This window comes from Hymenobacter wooponensis (genome assembly GCF_004745865.1).
In the GTDB taxonomy this organism is placed as follows: Bacteria; Bacteroidota; Bacteroidia; order Cytophagales; family Hymenobacteraceae; genus Hymenobacter; species Hymenobacter wooponensis.
Map to the genome: position 1 here is coordinate 437,590 of NZ_SRKZ01000001.1, position 23,857 is coordinate 461,446.

At 56.5% G+C, this 23,857-nt stretch carries 15 protein-coding genes; 3 read left to right on the forward strand and 12 right to left on the reverse strand.

Annotated elements, in window-relative coordinates:
• Positions 1-96: 96 nt before the first annotated feature.
• Together kduI and kduD are read right to left on the reverse strand one after the other, a co-directional pair.
• Positions 97-927 (reverse strand): 5-dehydro-4-deoxy-D-glucuronate isomerase, encoded by an 831-nt coding sequence (gene kduI, locus EU557_RS01765; protein ID WP_135528701.1) that lies wholly within the window; start codon positions 925-927, stop codon positions 97-99.
• A gap of 152 nt (positions 928-1,079) precedes the next feature.
• Entirely contained in the window at positions 1,080-1,850 is a 771-nt protein-coding gene (kduD, locus tag EU557_RS01770) for a 2-dehydro-3-deoxy-D-gluconate 5-dehydrogenase KduD (protein WP_135528702.1), read from the reverse strand.
• Between the two features lie 313 nt (positions 1,851-2,163).
• On the opposite strand from kduD, the gene EU557_RS01775 reads away from it, so the two are divergent.
• Complete coding sequence (locus EU557_RS01775) at positions 2,164-3,234, forward strand: LacI family DNA-binding transcriptional regulator (RefSeq protein WP_135528703.1); 1,071 nt, start codon at positions 2,164-2,166, stop codon at positions 3,232-3,234.
• A 95-nt stretch (positions 3,235-3,329) separates the two neighbouring features.
• On the opposite strand, the gene EU557_RS01780 is transcribed toward EU557_RS01775, so the two are convergent.
• From EU557_RS01780 to EU557_RS01805, 6 genes are all read right to left on the reverse strand, one after another.
• Positions 3,330-5,264: a DUF4350 domain-containing protein gene (locus EU557_RS01780; protein WP_425351904.1), complete on the reverse strand. Its 1,935-nt coding sequence runs from the start codon at positions 5,262-5,264 to the stop codon at positions 3,330-3,332.
• A gap of 176 nt (positions 5,265-5,440) precedes the next feature.
• Entirely contained in the window at positions 5,441-5,674 is a 234-nt protein-coding gene (locus tag EU557_RS01785; RefSeq protein WP_135528704.1) for a hypothetical protein, read from the reverse strand.
• Between the two features lie 27 nt (positions 5,675-5,701).
• Entirely contained in the window at positions 5,702-8,038 is a 2,337-nt protein-coding gene (locus EU557_RS01790; protein ID WP_135528705.1) for a glycosyl hydrolase family 28 protein, read from the reverse strand.
• Between the two features lie 60 nt (positions 8,039-8,098).
• Entirely contained in the window at positions 8,099-9,754 is a 1,656-nt protein-coding gene (locus EU557_RS01795) for a RagB/SusD family nutrient uptake outer membrane protein (RefSeq protein WP_135528706.1), read from the reverse strand.
• Positions 9,755-9,787: 33 nt separating this feature from the next.
• Positions 9,788-12,754, reverse strand: coding sequence for a SusC/RagA family TonB-linked outer membrane protein (locus EU557_RS01800; RefSeq protein WP_210115963.1), 2,967 nt, complete (start codon positions 12,752-12,754; stop codon positions 9,788-9,790).
• A 323-nt stretch (positions 12,755-13,077) separates the two neighbouring features.
• Positions 13,078-13,305: a DUF2905 domain-containing protein gene (locus EU557_RS01805; RefSeq protein ID WP_135528707.1), complete on the reverse strand. Its 228-nt coding sequence runs from the start codon at positions 13,303-13,305 to the stop codon at positions 13,078-13,080.
• Positions 13,306-13,885: 580 nt separating this feature from the next.
• Between EU557_RS01805 and EU557_RS01810 the strand changes: the two genes are divergently transcribed.
• On the forward strand, positions 13,886-15,709 hold the full coding sequence (locus EU557_RS01810) for a prolipoprotein diacylglyceryl transferase (RefSeq protein WP_135528708.1): 1,824 nt from the start codon (positions 13,886-13,888) through the stop codon (positions 15,707-15,709).
• A 239-nt stretch (positions 15,710-15,948) separates the two neighbouring features.
• On the opposite strand, the gene EU557_RS01815 is transcribed toward EU557_RS01810, so the two are convergent.
• The 3 genes from EU557_RS01815 to EU557_RS01825 all read right to left on the reverse strand — a co-directional run bounded on the left by EU557_RS01815 (position 15,949) and on the right by EU557_RS01825 (position 18,721).
• Entirely contained in the window at positions 15,949-16,707 is a 759-nt protein-coding gene (locus EU557_RS01815) for an alpha/beta fold hydrolase (protein WP_135528709.1), read from the reverse strand.
• A gap of 117 nt (positions 16,708-16,824) precedes the next feature.
• Complete coding sequence (locus EU557_RS01820) at positions 16,825-17,685, reverse strand: alpha/beta hydrolase (RefSeq protein ID WP_135528710.1); 861 nt, start codon at positions 17,683-17,685, stop codon at positions 16,825-16,827.
• Positions 17,686-17,728: 43 nt separating this feature from the next.
• Entirely contained in the window at positions 17,729-18,721 is a 993-nt protein-coding gene (locus EU557_RS01825; RefSeq protein ID WP_210115964.1) for an alpha/beta hydrolase, read from the reverse strand.
• A 196-nt stretch (positions 18,722-18,917) separates the two neighbouring features.
• On the opposite strand from EU557_RS01825, the gene EU557_RS01830 reads away from it, so the two are divergent.
• The gene (locus EU557_RS01830; RefSeq protein ID WP_135528711.1) at positions 18,918-21,185 is read left to right on the forward strand and encodes a histidine kinase dimerization/phosphoacceptor domain -containing protein; all 2,268 of its coding nucleotides are present in this window, start codon (positions 18,918-18,920) and stop codon (positions 21,183-21,185) included.
• 22 nt (positions 21,186-21,207) lie between these two features.
• On the opposite strand, the gene EU557_RS01835 is transcribed toward EU557_RS01830, so the two are convergent.
• Positions 21,208-23,730, reverse strand: a complete 2,523-nt coding sequence (locus tag EU557_RS01835; protein WP_135528712.1) for a sigma 54-interacting transcriptional regulator — start codon at positions 23,728-23,730, stop codon at positions 21,208-21,210.
• Positions 23,731-23,857 lie beyond the last annotated feature (127 nt).

Genomic DNA, 23,857 nt, shown 5'->3' on the forward strand with positions numbered 1-23,857 from the left:
GGCAGAACGCCCTATCAAGTTGGACGAGACAGCCCGAGCTAGCGGAATAAATAACGGCCGACTGCCATTTGAAAAGCAGCCGGCCGTTACAGAAGATTAGCTTAGGTCGTGGATGCTCACGGCGTCCATGTCGGTGTATTCCAGGTTTTCGCCGGCCATACCCCAGATGAAGGTGTAGTTGCTGGTGCCGCAGCCCGTATGGATAGACCAAGGTGGCGAGAGGATAGCCTGCTCATTGCTCACCCACAGTGGCCGGGTTTCCTGGGGCTCACCCATCATGTGCAGCACGCGCTGATTTTCGGGCAGGTTGAAGTACAGGTAGGCCTCCATGCGACGGTCATGCACGTGCGAGGGCATGGTATTCCATACGCTGCCGGGCTTTAGCTTGGTCAGGCCCATTACCAGCTGGCAGCTCTGAATGCCCTGCAGGTAAATGTACTTGTAGATGGTGCGCTCATTGGCCGTTTCCATGGCGCCCATTTCTACGGGCGTCGATTCGGCTTGCGTCATGCGTGTAGTAGGGTACACGGCGTGGGCAGGGGCCGAAAGCAGGTAAAACTTGGCGGGCCGCACCGCATCGGCGCTAGCAAATATTACTTCCTGCGCGCCTTTGCCCACGTAAAGGCAATCCTGCTCGCCCAACTCAAACACCTGACCATCCACGGTAACGGTGCCAGCCTGGCCGATATTGAGAATACCTAGCTCCCGGCGCTCCAGAAAGAACTGAGCCTTTAGGTTCTCGGGGCAAGGCAAGGGCAGCGCCGACGTAGTAGGCGTAGCGCCGCCTACAATCATCCGGTCGTAGTGCGTATACACAAGCTCCACGCTGCCCGCTACAAACAGGCTTTCAATCAGGAAATTATTGCGTAGCTCCTTGGTGTTCAGGCCGGCCGTTTCGCGCGGGCTGATGGCATATCGTTGGGTCATGGGAAATGGTGATTAAGTGATTGAGTGAATGGTGAGTCAGTGAAGTAGCAAGTCAGTGAATTTGATGGGTTAGTGGCCTAGCTAGCGCCACGGGCACTATATGCGTAAGCCGAACATCAAACTCACTCAATCACCATTTCACTACTTCACCGTCAGCGTCCCATCCAGCCCCCGTCGACGGTCAGGATGGTGCCGTGTACATAGTCGGCGGCAGAGGAAGCCAGGAACACGGTGGGGCCTTTGAAGTCTTCGGGCGTACCCCAGCGGCCGGCCGGAATGCGGCCCAGGATGCTGGCGGAGCGGTCGGGGTCGTTGCGCAGGGCCTCGGTGTTGTCGGTAGCAATGTAGCCGGGCGCAATAGCATTCACGTTCACGCCACGGCCAGCCCACTCGTTGGCCAATGCTTTCACTACGCTGCCAATGGCGCCTTTGCTGGCCGCATAGCCCGGCACGTTGATGCCGCCCTGGAACGTGAGCAAAGAAGCTGTGAAGATGATTTTGCCGGAGCCCTGCTGGAGCATCTGCCCGCCAATAGCGCGGGCAATGCGGAAGGGAGCATCCAGATTAATGGCTAACACCTCATCCCACAGGTCGTCGCCGTGTTCAGCGGCAGGAGCACGTTTGATGGTGCCGGCGTTGTTGATCAGGATGTCGATGCGAGGAAAATCCTGCTGCACCTGGCCTAGAAAGGCGTCAACGGCGGGGCGCTGACTGAAATCGGCCTGGTAGGCGTAGAACTGACGGCCCAGGGCGCGTACCTGCTGCTCGGTTTCAGAGCCGCTGAGGGCCAGTGTAGCGGAAACCCCAATGATATCAGCACCGGCTTCCGCGAGGCCCAACGCCATAGCTTGCCCAATGCCACGGTTGCAGCCCGTTACCAGAGCTATTTTTCCTGTCAGATCGAACCCTGAACTATTTGCCATACAAGAGAGAGGTGTTTGTAAACTTTTCGGAGAAGACCAGTGTACGTTTAGAACGCGACTTTGCTTCTAGGCCTGTTAAGGTTAAAGGAAGTGACTGCCGAATGGAAGTCACGCCCCTATTTTATTCCTGCAATCGTTATCGGGAACGTTGCCAGTCCCTTCTTTGGGTTGCACCTCGTGAGTATTTGAGCCAAAAGTGCCCGGGTCTTTCTATTTTGAGGCCCCGTTCAGTGTACTTGCTGCTTTTGCAGTTCTTGGATTTACCTAAGTAGCCGCTCCCCTCCTTCCTTCCCCACCTTACCCCGTCTCCATCGTGGAAACTTTCACCATCAAAGACATTGCCCGCGAACTAAACCTTTCTACTTCCACGGTATCGCGCGCATTGCGGGGCAGCTATGAAATCAACCCCGAAACCAAGCGGCTAGTAATGGAGTGCGCTGAGCGCCTCAACTACCGGCCCAATCCTATTGCGCTGAGCCTAAAAGGCAGTGCTAGCCGCGCTATTGGGGTTATCGTTCCGCAGATTGCCAATTACTTCTTTTCGCAAGCCATTAACGGTATTGAGGCCATTGCCTACAACCGGGGATACCACGTTATCATCTTCCAAAGCCAAGAGTCGTACGAGCGCGAAATGGCTAACGTGCAGCAGTCTATGTCGCGGAAGGTAGATGGGCTGCTGATTTCGCTTTCCAGCGAAACTTCCGACGTGGCCCACCTGCAAGATGTGCAAGATAAAGGCGTGCCCATCGTGCTCTTCGACCGGGTATCATCGCAACTGAACGTGACCAAAGTAGTAGCCGATAACTTTGGGGGCGCGTTTGCGGCCACTGAACACCTGATTCAATCGGGCCGCCGCCGCATTGCGCACCTCACTATTCAGCCCTGGCTGAGCATTACGCAGGAGCGCCTGGCTGGCTACCGTGCCGCCCTGGAGAAGTACGGCCTGGAGTTCGATGAGAACCTGATTCGCTACGGTACGTTTGGCCCCGATGAAGTAGGCCCCATGGTACAGGAGCTGATGCACCTGGAGTCGCCGCCCGATGCGTTCTTCACGGCCTCAGACCGGCTTGCCGTTGGCTGCCTCACGGCCCTGCGCCAGCAGCAGCTTACCATCCCCGACGACGTATCCATCATCGGGTTCACCAACCTGAACGTGGCCGATCTGATGGCTCCTTCCCTGAGCACCGTGGTGCAGCCGGCCCAGGAAATTGGCCAGGTAGCCGCCGAGCGCCTCATCGACCAGATTGAGCGCAAGCACCGAGCGCTGCCCATTGAAACCGTTAAGATTCCGACGGAGCTCATTGCCCGGGATTCTACACGCTTGGCCTCAGGTTCCACGGGCCTCAGCGGCACCTATGCTACGAAAAAGCCTGCGTCGGTATAAGCTGCTAGTTATTAGCAAAAGCAAAACGGTCAGCCCACTTGGGCTGACCGTTTTGCTTTTGGGTTTTCACATAAGCCGCCCGCGCGGCTGTACAACTACTTGCGGCCGGACTGTTGCAGCAGCCAGGTAGCGAGGTCCTTCCCTGCCAGGAAGTTTTCGTACTCGGCCGGGATTTTCCGACCATCGGTGTACTCGTTGTACAGCCACGGGTCACCCACCGCGAAAACGGTGCCTTTGCCCACTTTGGCGGTAGCCATAATCACGTTGCCGCCCTGGCTAATGAGCGGCGTGGCGGGCGCTTTTACTTCGATGGGCGCCAGCTCCTTAATGTAGGCCTTGCGGGCATGCTTGAACACGGCATTGCCGGCGGGTAGCGCCACTTGGCCCTGCTCAAACTGGCTGCCTTTCACCATGTTCAGGTTCACGTCGCGGAACTTCATCCCGAAAGCCTGGGCCAGCGTGTTGAAACGCGGAATTTCGGCGTTACTGGTGTCGTTAGCCATGAGCACCAGCGTGCCGCCGGCTTTCACCCAGGCGGTGAGGGCTTGCACGTCGGCGGGCTTCACGAAGTTGGGGTTGGCCGTTTCCTTCTTAGTGTCGGGGTCAACGATAATGTACACGTCAACTCCCTTGAGTGAGGCGGCCGTGGGTGCCGTGGGGATGGATACCGTGTTGGCCCCCAGCTCCCGGAATTGGTTGCCCCAGAGGTAGAACCCGCCGTGCGAGCGGTCTTCCCAGGTGTAGTGGAAGGGCTCGGGCTGGCCCGTGATGTTGCTCTTGCGGCTCTCATGGTTGAAGTAGGTATCCACGCCAACTGTTTTGCCCTTGCCTAGGCCACTCTCGGCGGCAATTTCCATCTCCACGCTGGCCAGAATGAAGGGGCCTACGCCTTTCAGGTCGTTCTTGCGCAGCGGCTCCGAGAGGTAGTACTCAAAGCTACCGTCGCGGTAGGGGTTGCCGCCTAGGCCACCTACACTCACCGTGCCGTTGAAAGCCAGCGCGTCGCCCGACTCCGTTGCCACGAATTGCTTCAGCAGGCCATCGTACCCTTTCTTGGCTGCTTGCGCATACTTCTGCTCGAGGTAGCCCATGCGCACGCCCTTCTGCAGGAAGTATACAAACATGCTGCTGCCCGAAGCCTCCGCATAGTTGCCCTTGCGCGAAGCTTGGTCTACTACCAACGACCACGTGCCGGTTTTGGCATCTTGGTACTTGGTGAGCACCGGAGCGAGGCGTTGCACGTCCTTAATGAGCTGGGCGCGCTGCGGATGATCTTTGGGGAAGTAATCCAGCACATCTACCAAAGCCATGGCGTACCACCCCATGCCCCGGTCCCAGAAGTTCGGCGACTGGCCCGTGGTTTTGTTGGCCCACTTCTGCTCCTTGCTCTCATCGTAGCCGTGGTACAGGAGGCCAGTCTTGGGGTCCACGAGGTTCTTCTCGATGAGAGCAAACTGCTTAGCCACATCATCGAAGCCTGCGGGCTGCTGGAATACTTTGCTGTACTCGGCATAGAAGGGCTCAGCCATGTAGAGGCCATCGAGCCACATCTGGTTGGGGTAAACCTTCTTGTGCCAGAAGCCCCCGGCTTTCGTGCGAGGCTGCCCCTCTAGCTGCTTGCGCAATAGCTGCGCGGCCTTCTGGTATCTCTCCGGGTTCGGCACCGACATTTGGCTGAGCAGCAGCAAGGCATGACCAGTAGTCAGGTTGTCGAGGTTGTAGTCTTCCAGCTTGTAGGTCCGGATGGAGCCATCGGGCTGCACAAACTGGTCGAGGTCTTTCTGGATGTAGGTAAAATAACGGGCATCACCGGTCCGCTGCCACACGCGCTCCAGCGCTTTCAGCATCAGGCCTTGCTCATAATCCCAGCGGGCAGTTTTGCGGTTACCGATGACAATAGAATCAGGATGCCACTTGATGAAGGCATCCGTCATGCGCTGCGACATAGGCCTAGCAGCCGGCGCAGTTTGTGCCTGCGCGGCCAAGCCCGAAATCAACAGCCCAGAAAGGAAGAAACGACGAAGAGACATGGAAGAATTAAGCTAGTACTAGAAATCTAGTTCCCCTCCTCAGTTGAGGAGGGAGTAGGAGTGGTTGAGTGGCCTAGAACGGCGCTATCGTGCTGAAATTTGATCTTACCAACTGTAAAGACTGCGACGATTGGTATTCGGCGAAGCTCCGGTTTGACAGGTAAAGTGATGGAAGGCTATTTCAACGACTTCTTTACTTGGAGCTGCTTATCGAACTCTTTTGCGTCTTCAATACAGCAGGAAACTAGCTCCTCTAAGTCTGCTCCGCCGTTCATCTCTACCTCAGGTCCATACTCAGAGGTAAGGCGCACATGGTAAAAATTATTAGACGGCTCATCATACGTCAACGTCCAGCCAGTTGGAATGCCTGGAAAGTCTTTCGCAGTTAGAGTATAAGGCAGCTTGCTCATAAGGCAGACTAAGCGTTCTATAGCAGCCTAACGCTTCGAAACCGTTACCACTTTTTTCGACACCTTCTGACCATATTCCACGTCTTTCTTCGCGGCTTTGGTATCGGTGTTGCGCAAGGTTACGGCTTTGCTTCGGTCGCCGGTTACACGCAGGAGCAGCTCAGAGCCGGGAGCGTAGCGTAGGTTGTCGAAGCTGATGTTGCGGCTGTTCTGCACTTCCAGCACAGGCTTGGTTTCTTTGGAGAGCAAGGTTACGTTTTTGAGGCGGATACCGTCGGCTTCCTGGCACACGAGGCCTTTGTTGCACTCCAGCACCGTGTTTTCGATATCCACGTCCTTGATGCTCATCTCGGGCAAGCCGCGTACTAGGATTCCGGTGTTGGCGCCTTTGCAGGTTACGTTCTTGATGCGGAAGCCCTTGAACTGAGGCGTACCTTCACCAAGAGGCTCCGCTTTGATTTCAGGAATGCCGTAGGCCTCTCCGTTTACTTGCACGGGGTCTTTGGCGGCGTAGTACATGTCAAACAAGATGGCTTCGCCGGCAATGTCGGTCATGTCGACACCATCCACGAAGATGTTCTCCACTACCCCACCACGGCCGCGGGCCGTCTTGAAGCGGAGGCCTACATCGGTGCCCATAAAGGTGCAGTTGCTCACGTAGAGGTTACGCGCGCCACCCGACATCTCCGAGCCAATCACGAAGCCGCCGTGGGCGTGGTACACTTTCGTATCGCGGATGATGAAGTTCTCGGTGGGTACGCCGCGCTTGCGGCCTTCCTCATCGCGGCCCGACTTAATGCAGATGCCATCGTCGCCCACGTCAAACGTGCAACCTTCTACTAGGCCATTACGGCAAGATTCTAGGTCCAGCGCATCGGTGTTCTGGCCGTACCAGGGGTTACGGGCCGTTACGTTGCGCAGCGTGATGTTGTCGCAGAGCAGCGGGTGGATAGTCCAGGCCGGAGAGTTTTGGATGGTAAAGCCTTCGAGCAGGATTTGCTTGCAGCGCTGTAGGCTGAGCATGTTGGGGCGCAGGAAATCCTTGAACTCGGTGTACTTGCTGTAATCGGGCTGCTGACCAGCAGGAATAGTCCAGGGCTTGTTTAGCGTAGAGCCTTTCAGGGAGCCCGCCGAGGGGTACCAGGTGGTGCCTTTTTCATCCACGACCCCACCCGACTTCACGAGGCGCTGCCACTGGCCGGCATTGAGCTTCTCCTTCTTCACCATGCGCCAGGCGTCGCCAGCTCCATCAAAAGTACCTTCGCCGGTAATGGCAATGTTCTCCAGGTCGTAGCCGTAAATCGGCGACTGGTTACGCACAGCATCCTCCCCTTCCCAGTTGGTTTTGATCAGCTGATAATCAGAGAGCTTGTTGCTGAACTGCACCAAGGCACCTTTAGCCACGTGCAAGTTCACGTTGCTTTTCAACTGAATGGGGCCCGTCAGCCACAAGCCGCGCGGCACCAATACCACGCCGCCCTGCTGGCTGCAGGCCTCAATGGCCTTGCGGAAGGCCTCGGTGTTGAGCGTCTGCCCATCGGCCACGGCGCCGTACTTCGTGATGTTGAAGGTGTCCTTCCGGAAGTAGGGCTGCAGCACCACGGGCAGGTCGTAGGTGTACTTGCCGTTGAAAGCCAAGGGCTGCAGGTGCGAGGCAATGCCCAGGTTAAGCTTCTTTACATCCTGCGCCACGAGCTGAGCTACGCGCTCAGCACCGTAGGCAGAGAAGTGGGTGTTATCGAGCTTGGTGTTGTTGGCGCCGTTCTGGTAGCTCCAGAACAAGGGCTTTGTGCCGGCGTCGCCGAGCTGGCTGTACATCGCCCAACTGGTTTCGTGCAGGTCAATCAGGGGCACTTTCTGGGCTTTGGCCACTTCCTTCACCACGCCGGGGTATTCGCCGTGGTCGTCTTTGCGCTTGCCTTGGTCGTCGAAGTAGCGGCGGCCGACGGGCGTAATCAGCACGGGATTGGCGCCTTTGGCGCGGGCCTCCTGCACGTAGCGCGTCAGGTTTTGGCGGTAGGCAGTTTTGGGTGCGGCGTAGCGGGCGGTGTCTTCCAGCTTCGAGTCGTTGTGGCCGAACTGAATGAACACCCAGTCGCCGGGCTTCACTTGCTCCAGCACTTTAGCCCAGCGGCCTTCATGGCGGAAGTTGCGGGTGCTGCGGCCGTTCATGGCGTGGTTCTGCACCTTCACGTTCGCATCAAAATACTGCTGGAAATACATACCCCAACCACGCTCGGCTTTATCCAGGGGTTTGTCGGACATAGTGGAGTCGCCGACCAGGAAAATCTGAACTTTCTTGTCCTCGGCGGGCCGGAAGGCCCACAGAAGCACAGCAAAAAACAGGAATGCAAATTGTTTCATAGGAAAGAGAAAAGCCTCCCTAGGCCACTACTGTAGTGGCCTAGGGAGGGTAAGAGAAGGCTATCTGTAACCCTGGTTTTGGGTGAACTCGCTCTTGTTGCTCACCGCATCCAGCTGACGCTGAGGAATGGGCCGCACCAAGTGGTAGTCCTGAATGCTGACGGCGGCGTCGGGGTTGTACTTCTTCACGCGCTCAATCAGCTTGCCGGTGCGCTTCAGGTCAAACCACCGAAGCTGCTCGCCACCTAGCTCCCGGCCCCGCTCATCCAGAATAAAGTCCAAGGTTACGTCGGCGGGCTTGATGAGCATGTCGGCTTCCTTGCCCGGAATAGCGGCCCGGCGGCGTACTACGTTAATCAGGTCGGCGGCCTTGGTAGAGTTACCGGCCTTGAACTCGGCTTCAGCGGCCATCAGGTACACATCGGCCAGGCGAATCACATAGGCGTCGCGAGCACTCTGCTCTTCGGCAATGGTAGGCCTAGTGGGGTCCAGGAATTTCTTCATGGTGATGTAGTGAATCCGGTCGCCGCTGATGGTGCCGTTGGGCCGGTACACGGCGCTCTGGTCCCAGATCCGGTACTTCTTCTGAGCTTTCACGGTAGCCGGAATGATGTACTTGCTGGCTACAATGGCCGTATCGCCCACGGCAATACCGGTTACCGCCCGGTTGGCCAGCCATACTGTCTGGAAAGTGGCGGCGTAGCGGGCGTCAATCTTCTCATTGAACAGGTTCAGGTAGAAGAGTGACGGCATGAAGCGGTTGAAGGGCCGGCCGTACGGAATGTCGCGGATTACGCCGGGCTGGTCGTCGTACTTCATCGTGAACAGCAGGTGGCCGTTGTTGCCGCCGCGGGGGTGGCCGTCGGGGTACAGCGTAGCGTCTACCCTATCGTTCAGGCTCAGATCCTTGGAGTAGTTCACGGCCCACAAAATCTCCTTGTTCTCCAGGTTTGTCATCGACCACAAGTCGGCAAACCGGGGCTGCAGGGAGTAGCCATAACTGCTGATTACCTTCTGGGCCAAATCGGCGGCCTGGCGGTTTTGGCCGCGGGTCAGGTACATTTTCGCCAAGAAGGCTTCGGCGGCGGGCTTAGTTACGCGGCCGTAGTCGGTAGTGGTGGTGGGCAGGTTGGCCACGGCCACAGTCAGGTCCTCGAAGATCTGCTTGTAGAAAGTTTCAACGGGGGTTTTGTTGGCCGTGTTCTGCACGGCCGTAGCCTCCTCGGTAGTGAAGTGCACGCCGCCCCAGGTTTCCACAATCTCCCAGTAGTAGAAGGCGCGCAGGAAGCGCAGCTCGCCTTCGCGGGTCTTCTTCAGAGCATCGCTCATACCCGACTGGCCTACGCGGCCAATACCAGCGTTGCAGACGTTCACGCCAGCATAGAGGCGGTTCCAAAGGTCGGTTAGGGCCGCGGAGCTGCCTTGGAGGGTAGTGTACTCCGTTAGGTCGGGGTTTACGTCGCCGGCGCCGCGCTGCCAGAGGTCGGTACCCATTTCTGAGATGCTGTAGCCATTTTCCTTGCCATACCACCAGCGGTTGTAAGAGTAGGCGGCGTTTACTAGGGTTTCAAAGCCGGCGGGCGTGCTATACACGGCTTCAGCGGTGAGGCCCGAGGGATTGTATTCTTCTAGCTGCTTGTCGCAGGCCGGTAGCGTGAGGGAAAGCGCGCCAGCGGTGAGCAGCAGTTTGAGCGTATGTTGAGTGGAGATTTTCATCTTTCTATGCAGCGTTAAACGAGCTCTATCCTCTTAAAAACCCAGGTTGATACCAGCAGTCACCACTCGCGGAATGGGCGTGGTGATGGCGCCGCCGCGCTCGGGGTCGTAGTTGTCGATGTGGCTCCAGGTGTAGAGGTTCTTGCCCTGCACGTACACCCGCAGCGACGACATATGCAGGCGCGAAGCTAGGCCGGCCGGGAAGGTGTATCCCAGCGTGGCGGCCCGCAACTTAGCATAAGAGCCGTTTTCATAATCTAGAGTAGAACCGTACAATCCGTTCCGAAGTGTGGACTTCGAAAGGCTAGCGTCAGGACGCGGGAAGTCATTAGACGGATTTTCAGGAGTCCAGTAGTTTTGGCGCGAACTGTTCTCAGTGCCTTGCGGATCGAAGAAGCCGTTGTACTCGTAGTTGAGCATCTGCCCGATGCGAGCGAAGAATTGCAGCGACAAATCGAAGCCCTTGTAGCTGACGTCGGTGTTGAGGGAGCCGCTCCACTTGGGTACTCTGGAGCCTAGCACTTTGCGGTCGTCGGTAGCCGTGATGCGACCATCGCCGTTCAAATCGCGCACCTTGATCTGACCAGGTTTCTGGCCGAAAGTTTTCGCTTCGTCGGCCTCACTGGTTTGCCAGATACCAATCTTCTCGTAATCGTAGAAAACGCTAACCGGCGAGCCCACAAACCACAGATTGCTCACATCGTTACCGGAAATGGTAAGGGCTGTGATTTCCTCCTTGTTTTTGAACCAAGTGGCACCCACATTCCAGCGGAAGTTTTCGGTTTCAACCACCCGGGCATTCAAGCCTACTTCAATACCGCGGTTGCGGGTTTTACCGGCGTTTTCCGTTACAACAGAGTAACCCGAAGTTGCTGGCAATACGCGGTTTAGGAGTAGGTCGCTGGTGCGGGTGTCGTACACATCCACCGAGCCGGCCAGACGGTTCTGCAGGAAGGCGAAATCCAACCCGAAGTTGAGCGTATTCGAGAGTTCCCAGCCTAGCGCTTTGTTACCGATGCGGTTAGCAAAGGTGTAAGCCGGGGCCGATGACTCGCCGAAAGCAAACGGAATGCGCACCAGCAACGACTGCGTAGAGTACGCTGGAATATCGTAGTTGCCGGCGCGGCCGTAGCTGGCCCGCAGCTTCAGGTCGGTGATGGGCGTTAGGCCCTTCATGAAGTCCTCTTCAATAATACGCCAGGCCACGGCGGCTGAGGGGAAGAAGGCCCATTTGTTGCCGGGCGCCAACACCGAGGAACCGTCGGAGCGGCCGGTCAGCGTGAGCAGGTAGCGGCTCTTAAAGTTATACTGCACGCGGCCCGTGAAGGAAATCAGCTTGCTATCGACGTAGCCACTGTTGATGCCCACCTGCTGGTTGGCATTGGCTAGTGCGTAGTACCCCTGGTAATCCAAGAGCTGATTCCGGCCCTGGGCGTTGGAGTTCTCCGTGTTAAACGTGAGCAGCGACGTTACACCGGTAGCACTGATAGTGTGGTCACCGAAAGTCTTATTGTAGTTCAGGATGTTCTCCCAACTCCAGTTGGTCAGGAAGTCTGTGCCGTAGGCTGACTGTGCTACCGAGCCGTTGCGGTCTAGAGTGTTTGACCCCTGATAAATGCCAGTGCGAGTGTTGGAAAGAGTCAGGCCCAGGTTAGAGCGCAGGTTCAGGCTAGGCAGAATCTGGTAGCTGACGTAGCCCGTAGTGAACGTGCGGGTAGTGCGCACGTTGTTCTGATAGTTGCCCGGCTGCTCGTCAATGAGGGGGTTAATGAAGTTACCCGCGTTGGGGAAAACAGCGAGGTTGCCGTTCTCATCATAGGGCGTCAGCAAGGGGTTGATCTTGTTGGCCTGGTTGGTGGGGTCGCGGCGGCGGTTTTGGTTGAAGTAAGTGAGCTGGCTCTGTAGGCCTACGCGTACTTTGGCGTTAATCTCCTGATCGAGGTTGAAGCGGATGGAATACCGATTCAGGTCATCCATTCGGAACAAGCCCTGCTCGTTGAAGTAGTCGAAGGAAGCGTAGATCTTGGTTTTGTCGGAACCGCCCGAAAGGCCAATCTGGTGCTCCTGCTGCACGCCCTGACGCAGCAGCTTGTTCATCCAGTTGGTGCTCACGCCATCGGCAATGTTCTGTATTTCCAGGGGCGTGAAGATCTTGGAGTCGTCGGCGGGGCTGTTCCAGTTGCCCGTGGTGCGGTTGGCCTCCCGCTTCTGCGCTACATATTCCTGGGCGCTGCTAACGCGGGGGTAGTACACGGCATCGGTGATGCCGTAGTAAGAGTTGATCGTCACGCGGGGCTGTCCAGAAGCACCCTTCTTAGTAGTCACGATAATAACGCCGTTGGCGCCGCGAGACCCATAGATAGCAGTGGAGGCAGCATCCTTGAGCACTTCCATGCTCTGAATATCATTGGGGTTGATATCCTGAATAGAATTGTACTGTACCCCATCCACAATAAACAGTGGACCGTTCTGGGCCGTGATGGAGCGGTTACCGCGCACAGCAATATTAACGCCCGAGCCCGCCGAACCACTGCTCCGGGTGATGTCTACACCAGGCAGCCGGCCCTGCAGGGTTTCCATCACGTTGGCCGAGGGCACCTTCTTCAGGTCCTCCTCCTTCACCGACACGATGGCGCCCGTAACGTCGCTCTTCTTGACCTGTCCGTAGCCAATTACTACTACTTCATCCAAGGCTTTTTGGTCAGACTTGAGCGCAATCTTGAGTTTGGTTTGTGAGCCTACACTCACCGTCTGGGGCACGTAGCCAATGTAGCTGAACGTCAGGGCCACATCGCCGCCTTCTGGCACGGCCAACGTGAAATTTCCGTCGCCGTCGGTGGTGGCTCCTAGTGTGGAATTCTTTACAATGACGGTTACGCCTGGTAGTCCTTCACTAGTCGTTCCATCAATTACCCGTCCCTGTACCTGGCGAGTTTGCTGCGCCATTGCCGACACGGCTGTGCTAAGCGCTATGGCACTTAGTAGTAAACCTTTTCTCATGGTGTGGGAATTTGATTAGTCGCAGAAAGAGCTGCTAGGCCACCCGAAGTAAGCCCTTACTAATGTTAGAGGAATGGCGCCGGAAAGCACTTAATCGCGCTCTGAATATTTGTGCAATCGTTATCGGGAACGTTGCCAGAAGCCCAACTCTATCACTCGTTAGGGTTTTTCTTAGCCCTTTTAGTCCTTTTCCAGCTTCACTCACTCCTTCCCTCAACTACCAACTCTCTAGCTATTTATAGGACTTAAACCAGACGTCGCCTACATACCCAGCCCTCCTTCTTTGGTTAGGAGACGTTATCTCACCTCAAAGATGATAGCTATTAGCCCAGTCGCCGCACCACCCACAATACGGCACTCAACAGCAGGCTTACTAGCAACATGGAGACAATAGGCGCATAGAATCGGAAGCCCGGCCGCTCAATACGAATATCGCCGGGCAGGCGACCAAACCAGCTAAACAGATTGCCGCCCCCTGACCACACAAAGGCCCCTACCGCTACGAAGAGCAGGCCTAGCAAGACGAGCGTTTTCCCGAGCTGCGGGTTCATGTTGGCAGGCGCTTTTTTACTTAGAGAGGCTTTAGTATTAATAGGCTTAGGGCTGCAACAGTCACTATAAAAACGCCAAAGGCAGCCCACTCTTCGCGAAGTTTGAAATCTTGGGGGTAGGATTTACGGATTTTGGCTTGGCCCCAAATGGCAGCGAATATTGCTCCGATAAGCAGCGGCATGCCAATGGTAGTAGGTAAAATGCTACGCGTGAACAGGTACAGTACCAGTAGTACGGGCAAGCCCACGCAGTAAGCGGCTAACCGAGGCAAAAAGCTGGATTGTTTCACGGAGGCACCAATTTGTAAGAAGTTTAAAAGTAGGCGTTAGCAACTGATTCTTACTAAAAAGGAAAAACAGTGACATGCCTGGGAGCCGAACAACCGAAACGACACGGGTACACCGCTTTTTTCTAATGCCTAAACAAGAAAACACAACCTATTAATAATCAATAGTCTATTAACACAAACCACCTTTTACAAAGTCTAACCTTGTAAGGTTTAGCGTGGGCCGTTTGACGTGGTTCCTCCATCTAGCAGTGCGTTTCGCACAAACCATTTTTCAGACTGCTAGCTCCATTATGCATTCGATAGTATTACCCTCGTCCCCTGATTATTATCTCACCTTTTACGTTGCTGGCTTTGCAGTAGCAGGAGCCTTATTAACGTGGGAAGCGTACGTGCGACAATACGTGTGGCGCCGATGGCTTCCTCTACTGGCTGGCACGCTTCTGTGCCTGATTCTTGGTACACGCTTGGTAGCAGGCTCCAGCACCGAATGGCAGCACCTGCTTACCCACGGCGAGTGGACGGGCCCCGACAGCCGCTCTATCTTGGGCGGAATTATAGGAGCCACCTTGGCCTTGGCCGTGTTGCGGCGGGTTTTGGGCTTTAGCCGCAACGTGTATGATGCTTTTGCTCTTCCCTTGTTTGTAGGCCTAGCGGTTCAAGGAGTGGGGTGCTTGCTTACGGGCTGCTGCTTCGGCACTTCCACAACCAGCCTGGTGGGGGTTTGCTACGCGCCCCATACCCTGCCCTTCCTGACGCAGGTTGCGCGGGGGGTACTACCGGCTACAGCGGCTCATTCCTTGCCAGTGCATCCGGCGCAGTTGTACCAGATTGTAACATGCTTGCTGATAGCCGGGCTGCTTAGTCTGCCCCGCACCCGCCAGCAAGTGCCGGGTCAGCAGTTTATTCTGGCCATTCTACTGTACGCGGCGGGTCGTTTTGGGCTGGAATTTGTGCGTGACAGCGCCGGTGATGTAGTAGCCACTGCTCTTTGCGGTGGCCTGAAACAGGTACAATGGCTGTTGCTGTTAGCGGTAGCTGCACTGGCGGGTTTATGGATCTACCGGGGCCGTGCAGCCTTCCCCGTTTCCTCTTTCAGCTCGCTAGGCCACTGGCAGCCGCGGCTGGTCTTGGGGAGCCTTTTGGTAGTTACCGCATTGCTCAGCATTAACTGGCTGACGCTGCCGGAACAGTTGGTTGTGAAAAGTCTGCTGCTGGCTAGCCTGGTGCTGGAAGTCGGCCTGTGGCTGCGCCGACAGACGAGCCGGCCACCGCACGCCCTCATGCTGCCGGTGCTGTTGGGCGGGGCAGTTATGGTGCTGACCAGCCAGGCCCCGGCCTCCGATCCGCGGCGCTATACTACCGTCAGTGCAGGTGGCCTAGCGGGCACTTCTGAGCAATACTTTGGCTACCCCTACGGCTGCTCTGGCACGCAGCTTTCCACCTCCACTTACAAACAACGGTTTGCTATGGGGGCAGTTGGAGTAGCACGTACGTGGCCTCTGATGCGGACCAGCACCATCACTTTAGGAGGAACCCTTGGGGTGGGCCGCAGCAACTTCCGGCCCCAGCAAGACACTATTTACGCGGGCAGCTCTTACACCAATATCAACCCCAAACCCTTTGAGCGGGGCCACGCCTCGCTGCTGAGCTTTAGCCCCTACATGGAGGTTGCTAACCCCAAATACCTGCGGTTTGGCTTGGGCTTTCACTTAGGCGATGTGGCCTACGACTACGCATATAAGCCCGGCCGGGTCAGCAACGTTAGAGTACAGAGCCTGCTGGAGGTAGGATTGATGAGGGTTGCCTTCCTCCACGCTAGCGTGAACTATGGTTTACAGGGCCTCGGCAATGGCTTTAGCACTGTCGGGGTGGGCACAGGAGCAGGCCAAGAGCGGTTTCGACTGGTTGGGGGCATAGCTATAGCCAACAGCGAAATGAATGCTGGTTTTTTTGACCAAACCGATGAGCAATCCTTCCCCTTCCTACAAGCCCAGATTCCTCTGGGCGAAAGTTGGACGTTGGAACCCTTTGCCGCTACCAATTTCAGTAACATTCAGAGTTTTCAATTAAAGGCCAATTTTCGGTTGCCTAGCCGTCCTGCGGCCGATAAGTAATCAGTGGCATAGCCTGCCAATTGGTTCTAATAATGCCAGAACGCTATTGCCCATCTGCTCCATCTATACAGGTGAGCGTGGCATAAACTTCAGTGCTACACACGGCAAGGCTGGTGTCACTGACTATGCGCAATACGTAAGATTCACACCGAAACTCGCTCTTTGGTCAGGACTGCAAAAGCCCACTCCCAAGTAAATTACTTAGGAGTGGGCTTTGCGCAAGTGTGCTGCTACAGTTGCTAGGCCTGTATAACGGCCGCTTTAGTGCTATGCACCTGGCTGGCCGCTTCCATAATCACGGCTGCTACCTGTTCAGGCTGCGAGAGCATAACCACGTGGCTGGATGGCAGCGTGGTAGTGGTAGCATTCATTTTCTTGGCCAACGTGCGCTCCAAATCAGGGTTAATCATGCGGTCATTGGCCGCTACGATGTACCAGGAAGGCTTGGTTTTCCAGGCGGCTTGGGTGATTTTTTCCTGGAGAGCCGAGAAAGCCTGGGGCCCTTGGGTGGAAATCAGCACCTGCTGCTCGGTTTGAGGTAAGTCTTGGGCAAAATCCTCCATGATGCCCTTGGGCGTCATGCTTACAAAGCCGGAAGCATCAGGCCGAATTTCATCATTCCCGGGTGTAGCGGGGGCAGTTTGCACCAACTCCAGGAATGACTGCCCTTCTTCGGGGGCAGCGGCGGCCACGTACACCAGCCCGGCCACTTTCGCATCGTTGCCGGCTTCGGTGATAACCACGCCACCCCAGGAGTGGCCTACCAGCAGCACGGGGCCATCTTGCAGGGCCAGTGCCCGCTTGGTGGCAGCTACGTCGTCGGTGAGTGAGGTAAGCGGGTTTTGCACGGCCGTCACGTGGTAGCCTTTCGCCTGCAGCAGCGGAATTACCTTCGCCCAGCTAGAGCCATCGGCCCAGGTGCCGTGCACGAGTACTATGTTTTTGATGCCCGTCCGGGGTTGAGCTTCGCCGTTGCTATTTGAAGTATTGGAAACCATAAGAAAGTCAGGAAGTGCGCTAAGCGCAATGACAGATAGAATTCTCTTGGCGTGACTGGTTAAGCCTGCTTCAGCTTGCCCCCACGAGCCAGCTTGCGCCGAATGCTCTAGGCCTGTTTAGTATTGCCTAAGACTACTGCCTGGCCTAGGAGGAGCCAAGTATTCTGTGGGCCGGCGGCTTGGCTCTTGTTTCAGGGCCTGCTGCTCTAGCCATTGCCGAATGAAGTCCGCTACATCGCGCCAAGTGGGCAGCCCCAGTACGAGATGGTTATTCCCGGTAAATTCCTTAAAGTCGGTGACCGAACCAGAGCCCTGAGCATAGCGCTTAAAGTTGGCACGATTCAGCGCGGCCGGCATGATGTGGTCGTCGGAACCAGCTACGAGCAACAAGGGCACGTGCGGACGCCGAAAGTCTACCCGCGCGGCCGCAGTCAACCCGTCGCGGGAGACGCGCTTAGACTCGGGCACAACCAGTGCCTCGTAAGTGGCGCGCTGCTCGGCTGGTAGCATGCCATTGGTGAAGGCATACTGCCACTGCCGCATCGACATCAGAAAGGTCTTGTTGACATTAGTGAGAAACCCCAATGGCCCCCAGGTAGCCCGCAAAAACGACCAGCTAAACGCGAATACCCCTTGCGGCGGAACCGAATGAATAGCCACGCCCGCGGCGGCCACATCGCGCTGCAGGAGCAGTTGGGTGACCAGCCCGCCCATGGAGTGCCCAATGAGAATGGGCTTCTCTGGCAGTTGCTTGATGACATCGGCAAAGGAATCAACCAACTGTTTCAGCCGTAACGACGCTAGGCGGGCATCGGGGTGGCGCCGACGCAGCTCCTCCACTGAGGCATTCTTGTAGGGCCACGGCGGTACCAGGCAGGTATAGCCATGGCCCTCAAAATAAGTCTTCCACTCGTTCCAGCAGCTGTGGTGCACAAAGGCGCCGGTCACGAACACAATGGTTTGAGGCCCGTGTTTCATTTCTGGTCGCTGGTAAGGTTAATCAACAGACCACGAATTGCTGCTAGCCGAGGTACTTCTTTAGCTCGGCGGCGGCCTGCACGAACAGGGACTTCACCTGGGGCAACTCAGCCAGCCCGTTAAGCAGCCCAAAATCATGGATCATGCCGTTGTAGCGCACTGTAGTTACGGGCACGCCGGCCTCGTCTAGTTTGCGACCGTAGGCCTCTCCCTCATCACGGAGCACGTCGGCTTGTGCTACCTGAATAAGGGCGGGCGGCAGGCCTTGCAGCTGCTCTTTGGTGGCGTTGAGCGGAGAAGCGTATATCTCAGCCCGTTCGGCGGGGTCGGTGGTATAGTTGTCGTAGAGCCACTTCATCAGCGACGTAGTCAGGAACCGATCTTCGCCATATAGTTGGTACGATTCAGTAGTGAAGTCGGCGGCTACGATGGGCCAGAACATCACTTGCAATTTGATGTGCGGGCCACCTTTCTCTTTCGCCATCAGGCAGGTTACAGTGGTCATGTTGCCCCCCACGCTGTTGCCCACTACCGCTAGGTTTTTTCCGTCCACGTTGATTTCCGCGCCATTTTCCGCAACCCACTTGGTGGCGGCGTAGATTTCGTTGATGGCCTGCGGGTATTGCGCATCGGGGCTGGGGGTATAGTTCACGAACACGGCCACGAAGCCCGATTCTACTACTAGGTCGCGTACCATGCGCTGGTGGGTGGGGAAGTCGCCCAGCACCCAACCGCCGCCGTGAATGAAGATGAACACGGGCAGCACCGTATCAGTGGTACCGGTGGGGCGCACAATATGCAGCGGCACGGTGTAGCCGTCTTGCTCAATGGTGCGTTGCGTGACTTCAATACCCGATATATCTACTTGCACGGAGGCTTGGGCCCCTACTAGGCCTAGGCGGGCTTCGGCGGGCGACAGCGTTTCCAGGGGCGGGCCACCGGCACCGTTCAGGGCCGCTAGAAAGGTTTTGACTCCGCTCGCAACAGCGGGGTCTTGCGCTACGGGCAGCGGGAGTTCCATGGTGAGGTTGCTCATCGTGGTAAGGAATGGAAGGGAGTAGCTTTCTAAAGCCCACTTTTGGATGGCGGTGAGCACAGCGCCGTGGTGATGTTGCAAACGTAGCGTCCGGCTGAGCCTTGGGAGCGGTATAAAGCCCGGATTAAGCAGTACTTTATGCTCAGTCTACTCGCTGGCGCGTAGCATTCTTGCGAAAAGCGCGCTACTTCGCACCATGTCTCTCCCCCGCCCTTTTGGCAAGCTGCTCCTGCTGCTCCTCACGGTCAGTCTCTCTGCCTGGGGTGAGCCGCTGTATCCGCTACTTAGCCCGGCGCAGGTCAGTCAGTTGCAGACGCGCCTGCGCCAAGCCCAGCCCGACACTGGCCGCTTGCAGGTGTTGCTGCAGCTCAGCGGCGACCTGATTGCCAAACACGATGAACTGGGCGCTCCGTTGGGTAATGCAGAGGCCTACTGCCGTCAGGCGCAAGCACTAAGCCAGGCCCAGCACGATACGGTGCACCTCATTGAAAGCCTGTATTACCTGGGGCAAATCAGGGCCATGGCGGGAAACAATGAGGCCGGGCAGCGTCTGATCCGGCGGGCTCTGCAGCTGAGCCGGCAGATTAATGCTAAGCAGCAGGAAGCCATAGGATGGTACTATTTAGGCAATACTTATCCGCGCGTTGAACAGGAGTTTCCGGCTAAAATCAGGTGCTACCAGCAAGCTAGGGAGCGCTTTCAACAGCTAGGCGGCAAGGCTGAAGAGGCCTATTTGCTTAAAACAATTGCCGATATGCACTTGCTGCAAGGCAATTCTGCCCAGGCTATAAGTGAGCTTCTGCAGGTAGCTAGCCTCTACCAAAAGGCGGGGCAGCGCAAGCTGCATTATACCTATGACTTATTGCGCGGAGCCCACCGCCAGATGGGTAACTACAAGGAAGCCCTGCGTTATGGCCTAGCCTCCATAGAAAGCGCCCAGACCACGCACGACACGAGCGCAATTGGGGGCTTTTACGCCCGCACTGCCAGTCTGTACGTAGAGCTCCAACAGTACCCAGAGGCCCTGCGCTATTATGAAAAGTCCCTAACTAACTTCCGGCAAACCGGAGTACACATGGAGTCAGTGGCGGGTGAAATGGCCCGCGTCCTGATTGCCCAGCACAAGCCCGAGCAGGCCCTCAAGTCGTTTCTCGCCTACAGCCGGCAGGATACTTCCAGTGACCCAAAAACAGCCATGTACCGGGCGCTTTATCTAGCGGAGTGCTACCTGGCGCTGAAGCGCTACGCCCGGGCTGAGCAGCACTACCTCCAGCTGATACAGCTCACCAAATCAGGCATCGACGACGATATAAACAAGCTGGTAATCTACCAGGCCATTGGGAAGTTTTATCTCCAAACCAATCAGTACGATAAAGCCCGCTCGTACTTGGCGCAGGCGCTATACGTGAGCAAACGGAGCGGTTACTTGTTACGCGTGGCAGAAATACACCTGCTGCTGTTCAAAACCGACTCTGCTCAGGCCCACTACCCGGCGGCTATTGCGCACTACCAGGCCTACAAAGCCCTAAACGACTCTATCTTCAGTGCCGCCAAGAACAAGCAGCTAGCTAGCCTGCAAATTCAGTACGACACCCACAAGAAAGAACAGAACATTGCGCTGCTTACCAAGCAAACCCAGGCTCAGCAGGCTCGCCTGAAGCAGCAGGAATTTCAGCGCAACGCCGTGGCAGTGGGTGCTTTGCTGTTGGTACTTGTGCTAGGCCTAGGCTACAACCGATACCGCCTCAAGCAGCATAGCAACCTTCTCTTAGAAGCCAAGCAGGCCGAAATCAACCAGCAAAACCAAGCCCTTCAAGCGCTGCTGCTAGAAAAGGACTGGATGCTGAAGGAGATTCATCACCGCGTCAAGAACAACCTGGAGGTGATTAATAGTCTCCTAGAAACCCAGGCAGATTATTTGCGTGATCCGGCGGCCATGGCGGCTCTGCGGGAGGGCCAAAACCGGGTGCACGCCATGGCGCTCATTCATCAGAAGCTCTACCAAAGCAACAACCTGGCGGTAGTTGACATGCAGAGCTACATCCGTGGCATTGTTGAGCATTTGCTTGAGTCGTTTGATTGCCAGGAGTCGGTGCAGGTACAACTTGGGGTTGAGGCTGTGGAGTTGGAAGTTCAGCTGGCTACCCCTCTGGGCCTGATCATCAATGAAGCCTTGACCAACGCCCTCAAATACGCCTTTCCCAATCAGCAGGGTGGCACGGTTACTATTGGGTTAGCCTCCCTAGGCCACAGGCACTATCAGCTACTCATTGAGGACGACGGTGTGGGCTTCCCACCGGAGTTTGACCCAGAGGATGACCAGACCATGGGGCTCACTATTATGCGCGGACTCAGCGGCCAGATGGATGGCACAATGCGCATTACCCAGAGCCGCGGCGTCCGCATTAGCCTTGCGTTTGAAGACGTACTGAACGTTAAGCGGTCAGTGCCATTGCTAGGCTAAGCGGCTGGCTGCATAGTAGCTTCTACCGGTGCGAAGTGATTTGCAGCTTCTTCATGCGCGACTCCAGAGTAGTTGGTTTTAGGTTTAGGAGTTCGGCAGCTCCACCCTGCCCTCGAATTCGGTTGTTTGACTTGGCCAGGGCGGCTAGAATGGTTTCGCGCATCGCATCCTGCATAGATTTGACTACACCGCCCGCCACCGGAGCCGGAGCCACTGCACCAGCTACCAGGGGTTCCGGCAGCTCTAGCGTAGTGGAGCGGGACATGATGGCGGCCCGCTCCAGCACGTGCTCCAGCTCCCGAATGTTGCCAGGCCAGGTGTAGTGCTCTAACTGCTGGCGCATGGCCTGGGAAATGCCAGTTAGGGGTTTGCCCAGCTTTTTGCTGATGCGCTGCAGGAAATGCGCCGTTAGGGGCAGGATGTCTTCGGGCCGCTCGCGCAGGGGTGGTACGAGTATGGGAAATACGTTGAGCCGGTAGTACAAGTCGGCGCGGAAGCGGCCGGCGGCTACTTCTTCCTGCAGGTGGCGGTTGGTAGCCGCAATTACCCGCACATCAACCACAATGGGGCCCTTCCCGCCAATGCGCTCAATTTCCTTTTCCTGTAGCACGCGCAGCAGCTTGGCCTGCAATTCGGGCGGCAACTCCCCTATCTCATCTAGAAAGATGGTGCTGCCGTGGGCCAGCTCAAACTTACCAATGCGCTGATCCGTGGCCCCCGTATAACTGCCACGCTCGTGGCCGAATAGCTCCGATTCAATCAGCTGAGGCGGCAGGGCGGCGCAGTTTACTTTTACCATGGTGCGCCCCGTACGCCCCGATAAGTTGTGCACGGCGCGGGCAACCAACTCCTTCCCCGTCCCGGTTTCGCCGGTTATCAGCACGGTATAATCGGTGGGAGCTACTTGGGCAATGCTATCGAATACGGCTAGCAGGGCCGGGCTGGTCCCTATTATCTCTTCAAAGTTGTGGCTGGTCTTGATTTCCTCGCTCAGGTAGGTTCGTTCCTGCTCCAGTTGCTCACTCAGGTGCTTTATTCGCTCAAAGGCCAGCAGGTTTTCCAACGCCAGCGCCAGCTCATTACTCAGGCTTTGCAAGGTCTGCAGGTCTTTATGAGTGAAAGCGTACAATGCTTTGCTGGCAACTATCAGAGAGGCCACGGGCTGCCCCTTTATCACAATGGGCACGTACATTGACGAGCGCAGCTCCAGCCGCTCCCCGTAAAGTTTAGCTACCGGGCTTTGATCCTGCAATTCGGCAGGCTGGCGCCCCACATTGAGCGTGGGCTGCAGTAGCCAGGGCTCCATGTCAGCCACTAGCTGCGCCCAATTCAGGGGCGCAATGGTGGCGGGTGGGGCTAGTTCGGCCGCCGTCAGGGTCATAAACCGACCGTCCTTTTTTTGCACCGTGGCATTTAAGGCCCCAGCGTCTACCACCTGCCCTACCCGGTAAATGCTTAACAAGTCAACGCCCGGTAGCAACTCACTGACCGCTGCCGCTACCTGGGGTGTGATTTCGGCCATGGTTCGGCCATTCTGGAAAGCGCTAGCTACGGCTAGCTCGGCCGTTTTGAGGCGGCGGCGGGCGTCAATTTCTTCGCAGGCCAGTAGGTTATCAAGCGCTAAGGCAATCTGGGAGATAACCAGGTTCACGGCCTCGTAATCGGCGGGAGCAAAGGCGGCGGTATCGGTGCGGGCCAGTTGCAGGTTAGTGAAGGAACGCCGCTTCAGCACCACCGGCAGCACCAGCAAAGAGCGCACCCCAAACGTGTCGTGAATGGCGCGGGCCGTGAGGTATTCCTTGCACAGCGCTTCAAAGTCGGGGCCCGTAAAGATGCCTGGCTGCGCCCCCAGTCGGTCGGGGGTTTCCTGGTGCAGCTTCTCTAGTAACTCGTCGGAGGCGTTGGGGCCTAGCAGCGTGGGCAGGTGAATGCGCTCAAACGTACCCAAAGCGGTTTTGCGCAGCATTACCCAATAAAAAGATTGGTCTTCGGGCAGGGCAATGCGCAGGTTCAGGAAGGAAAATGGTACCAGCTTGTCAATTTGGGCTGCAATAGCCAGGCTGAGTTGGTCACGGTCGTGGAGGGTGATAATGGCGTTGTTGACGGCTACCTGAATTTGCTGTTGCTGCCGCAGCCGGGCTTCGGCGCTGTGGGCGTGGCGGTAGCGGGCAATTTCCAGCGTGGTAAGGACATCTTTGGCGCGGAAAGGCTTGTTGAGAAAGCCAAACGGCTGGGTCACTTTGGCCGCTTCCAACACACTGTCGGAGAGGTTAGCCGACAAAAACACGAACGGAATGTGTTGCTCATTCAGCCAATTAACCAAGTCTAGGCCTGTTTGCTCGCCCTTCAGGAAAATATCCAGCAGCACAATATCTGGGGGCGTTTGGGCTATGGCTCGTTGGGCTTCTGCCACTGTTTTGGCCAGTCCGATAACCTGATAACCTGCTTTGCTCAGGATACGCTGCAAGTTATTGGCAATCAGGAACTCATCCTCTACAATGAGAATACTAGCGGCCAGAGCAAGTTCGGAGCGAGATGGGACCATACTGGGCAAGGCGACGACTACAAAAACGAGGGTATGAGGAATGAGGCGCAAGGTAGAAACCTCCGAACAGCCTCCGAAACCACCTCCGATATTTCGGAGCCTACGCTTTTTCGGAGGACTATAATCC

Bases quoted from the DNA above. Each gene is read 5' to 3' on its own strand.
- kduI (WP_135528701.1), bottom strand. From the start codon at position 927: ATGACCCAACGATATGCCATCAGCCCGCGCGAAACGGCCGGCCTGAAC.
- EU557_RS01835 (WP_135528712.1), bottom strand. From the start codon at position 23,730: ATGGTCCCATCTCGCTCCGAACTTGCTCTGGCCGCTAGTATTCTCATT.
- EU557_RS01800 (WP_210115963.1), bottom strand. From the start codon at position 12,754: ATGAGAAAAGGTTTACTACTAAGTGCCATAGCGCTTAGCACAGCCGTG.
- EU557_RS01825 (WP_210115964.1), bottom strand. From the start codon at position 18,721: ATGAGCAACCTCACCATGGAACTCCCGCTGCCCGTAGCGCAAGACCCC.
- EU557_RS01805 (WP_135528707.1), bottom strand. From the start codon at position 13,305: ATGAACCCGCAGCTCGGGAAAACGCTCGTCTTGCTAGGCCTGCTCTTC.
- EU557_RS01780 (WP_425351904.1), bottom strand. From the start codon at position 5,264: ATGTCTCTTCGTCGTTTCTTCCTTTCTGGGCTGTTGATTTCGGGCTTG.
- kduD (WP_135528702.1), bottom strand. From the start codon at position 1,850: ATGGCAAATAGTTCAGGGTTCGATCTGACAGGAAAAATAGCTCTGGTA.
- EU557_RS01790 (WP_135528705.1), bottom strand. From the start codon at position 8,038: ATGAAACAATTTGCATTCCTGTTTTTTGCTGTGCTTCTGTGGGCCTTC.
- EU557_RS01820 (WP_135528710.1), bottom strand. From the start codon at position 17,685: ATGAAACACGGGCCTCAAACCATTGTGTTCGTGACCGGCGCCTTTGTG.
- EU557_RS01810 (WP_135528708.1), top strand. From the start codon at position 13,886: ATGCATTCGATAGTATTACCCTCGTCCCCTGATTATTATCTCACCTTT.
- EU557_RS01815 (WP_135528709.1), bottom strand. From the start codon at position 16,707: ATGGTTTCCAATACTTCAAATAGCAACGGCGAAGCTCAACCCCGGACG.
- EU557_RS01785 (WP_135528704.1), bottom strand. From the start codon at position 5,674: ATGAGCAAGCTGCCTTATACTCTAACTGCGAAAGACTTTCCAGGCATT.
- EU557_RS01830 (WP_135528711.1), top strand. From the start codon at position 18,918: ATGTCTCTCCCCCGCCCTTTTGGCAAGCTGCTCCTGCTGCTCCTCACG.
- EU557_RS01795 (WP_135528706.1), bottom strand. From the start codon at position 9,754: ATGAAAATCTCCACTCAACATACGCTCAAACTGCTGCTCACCGCTGGC.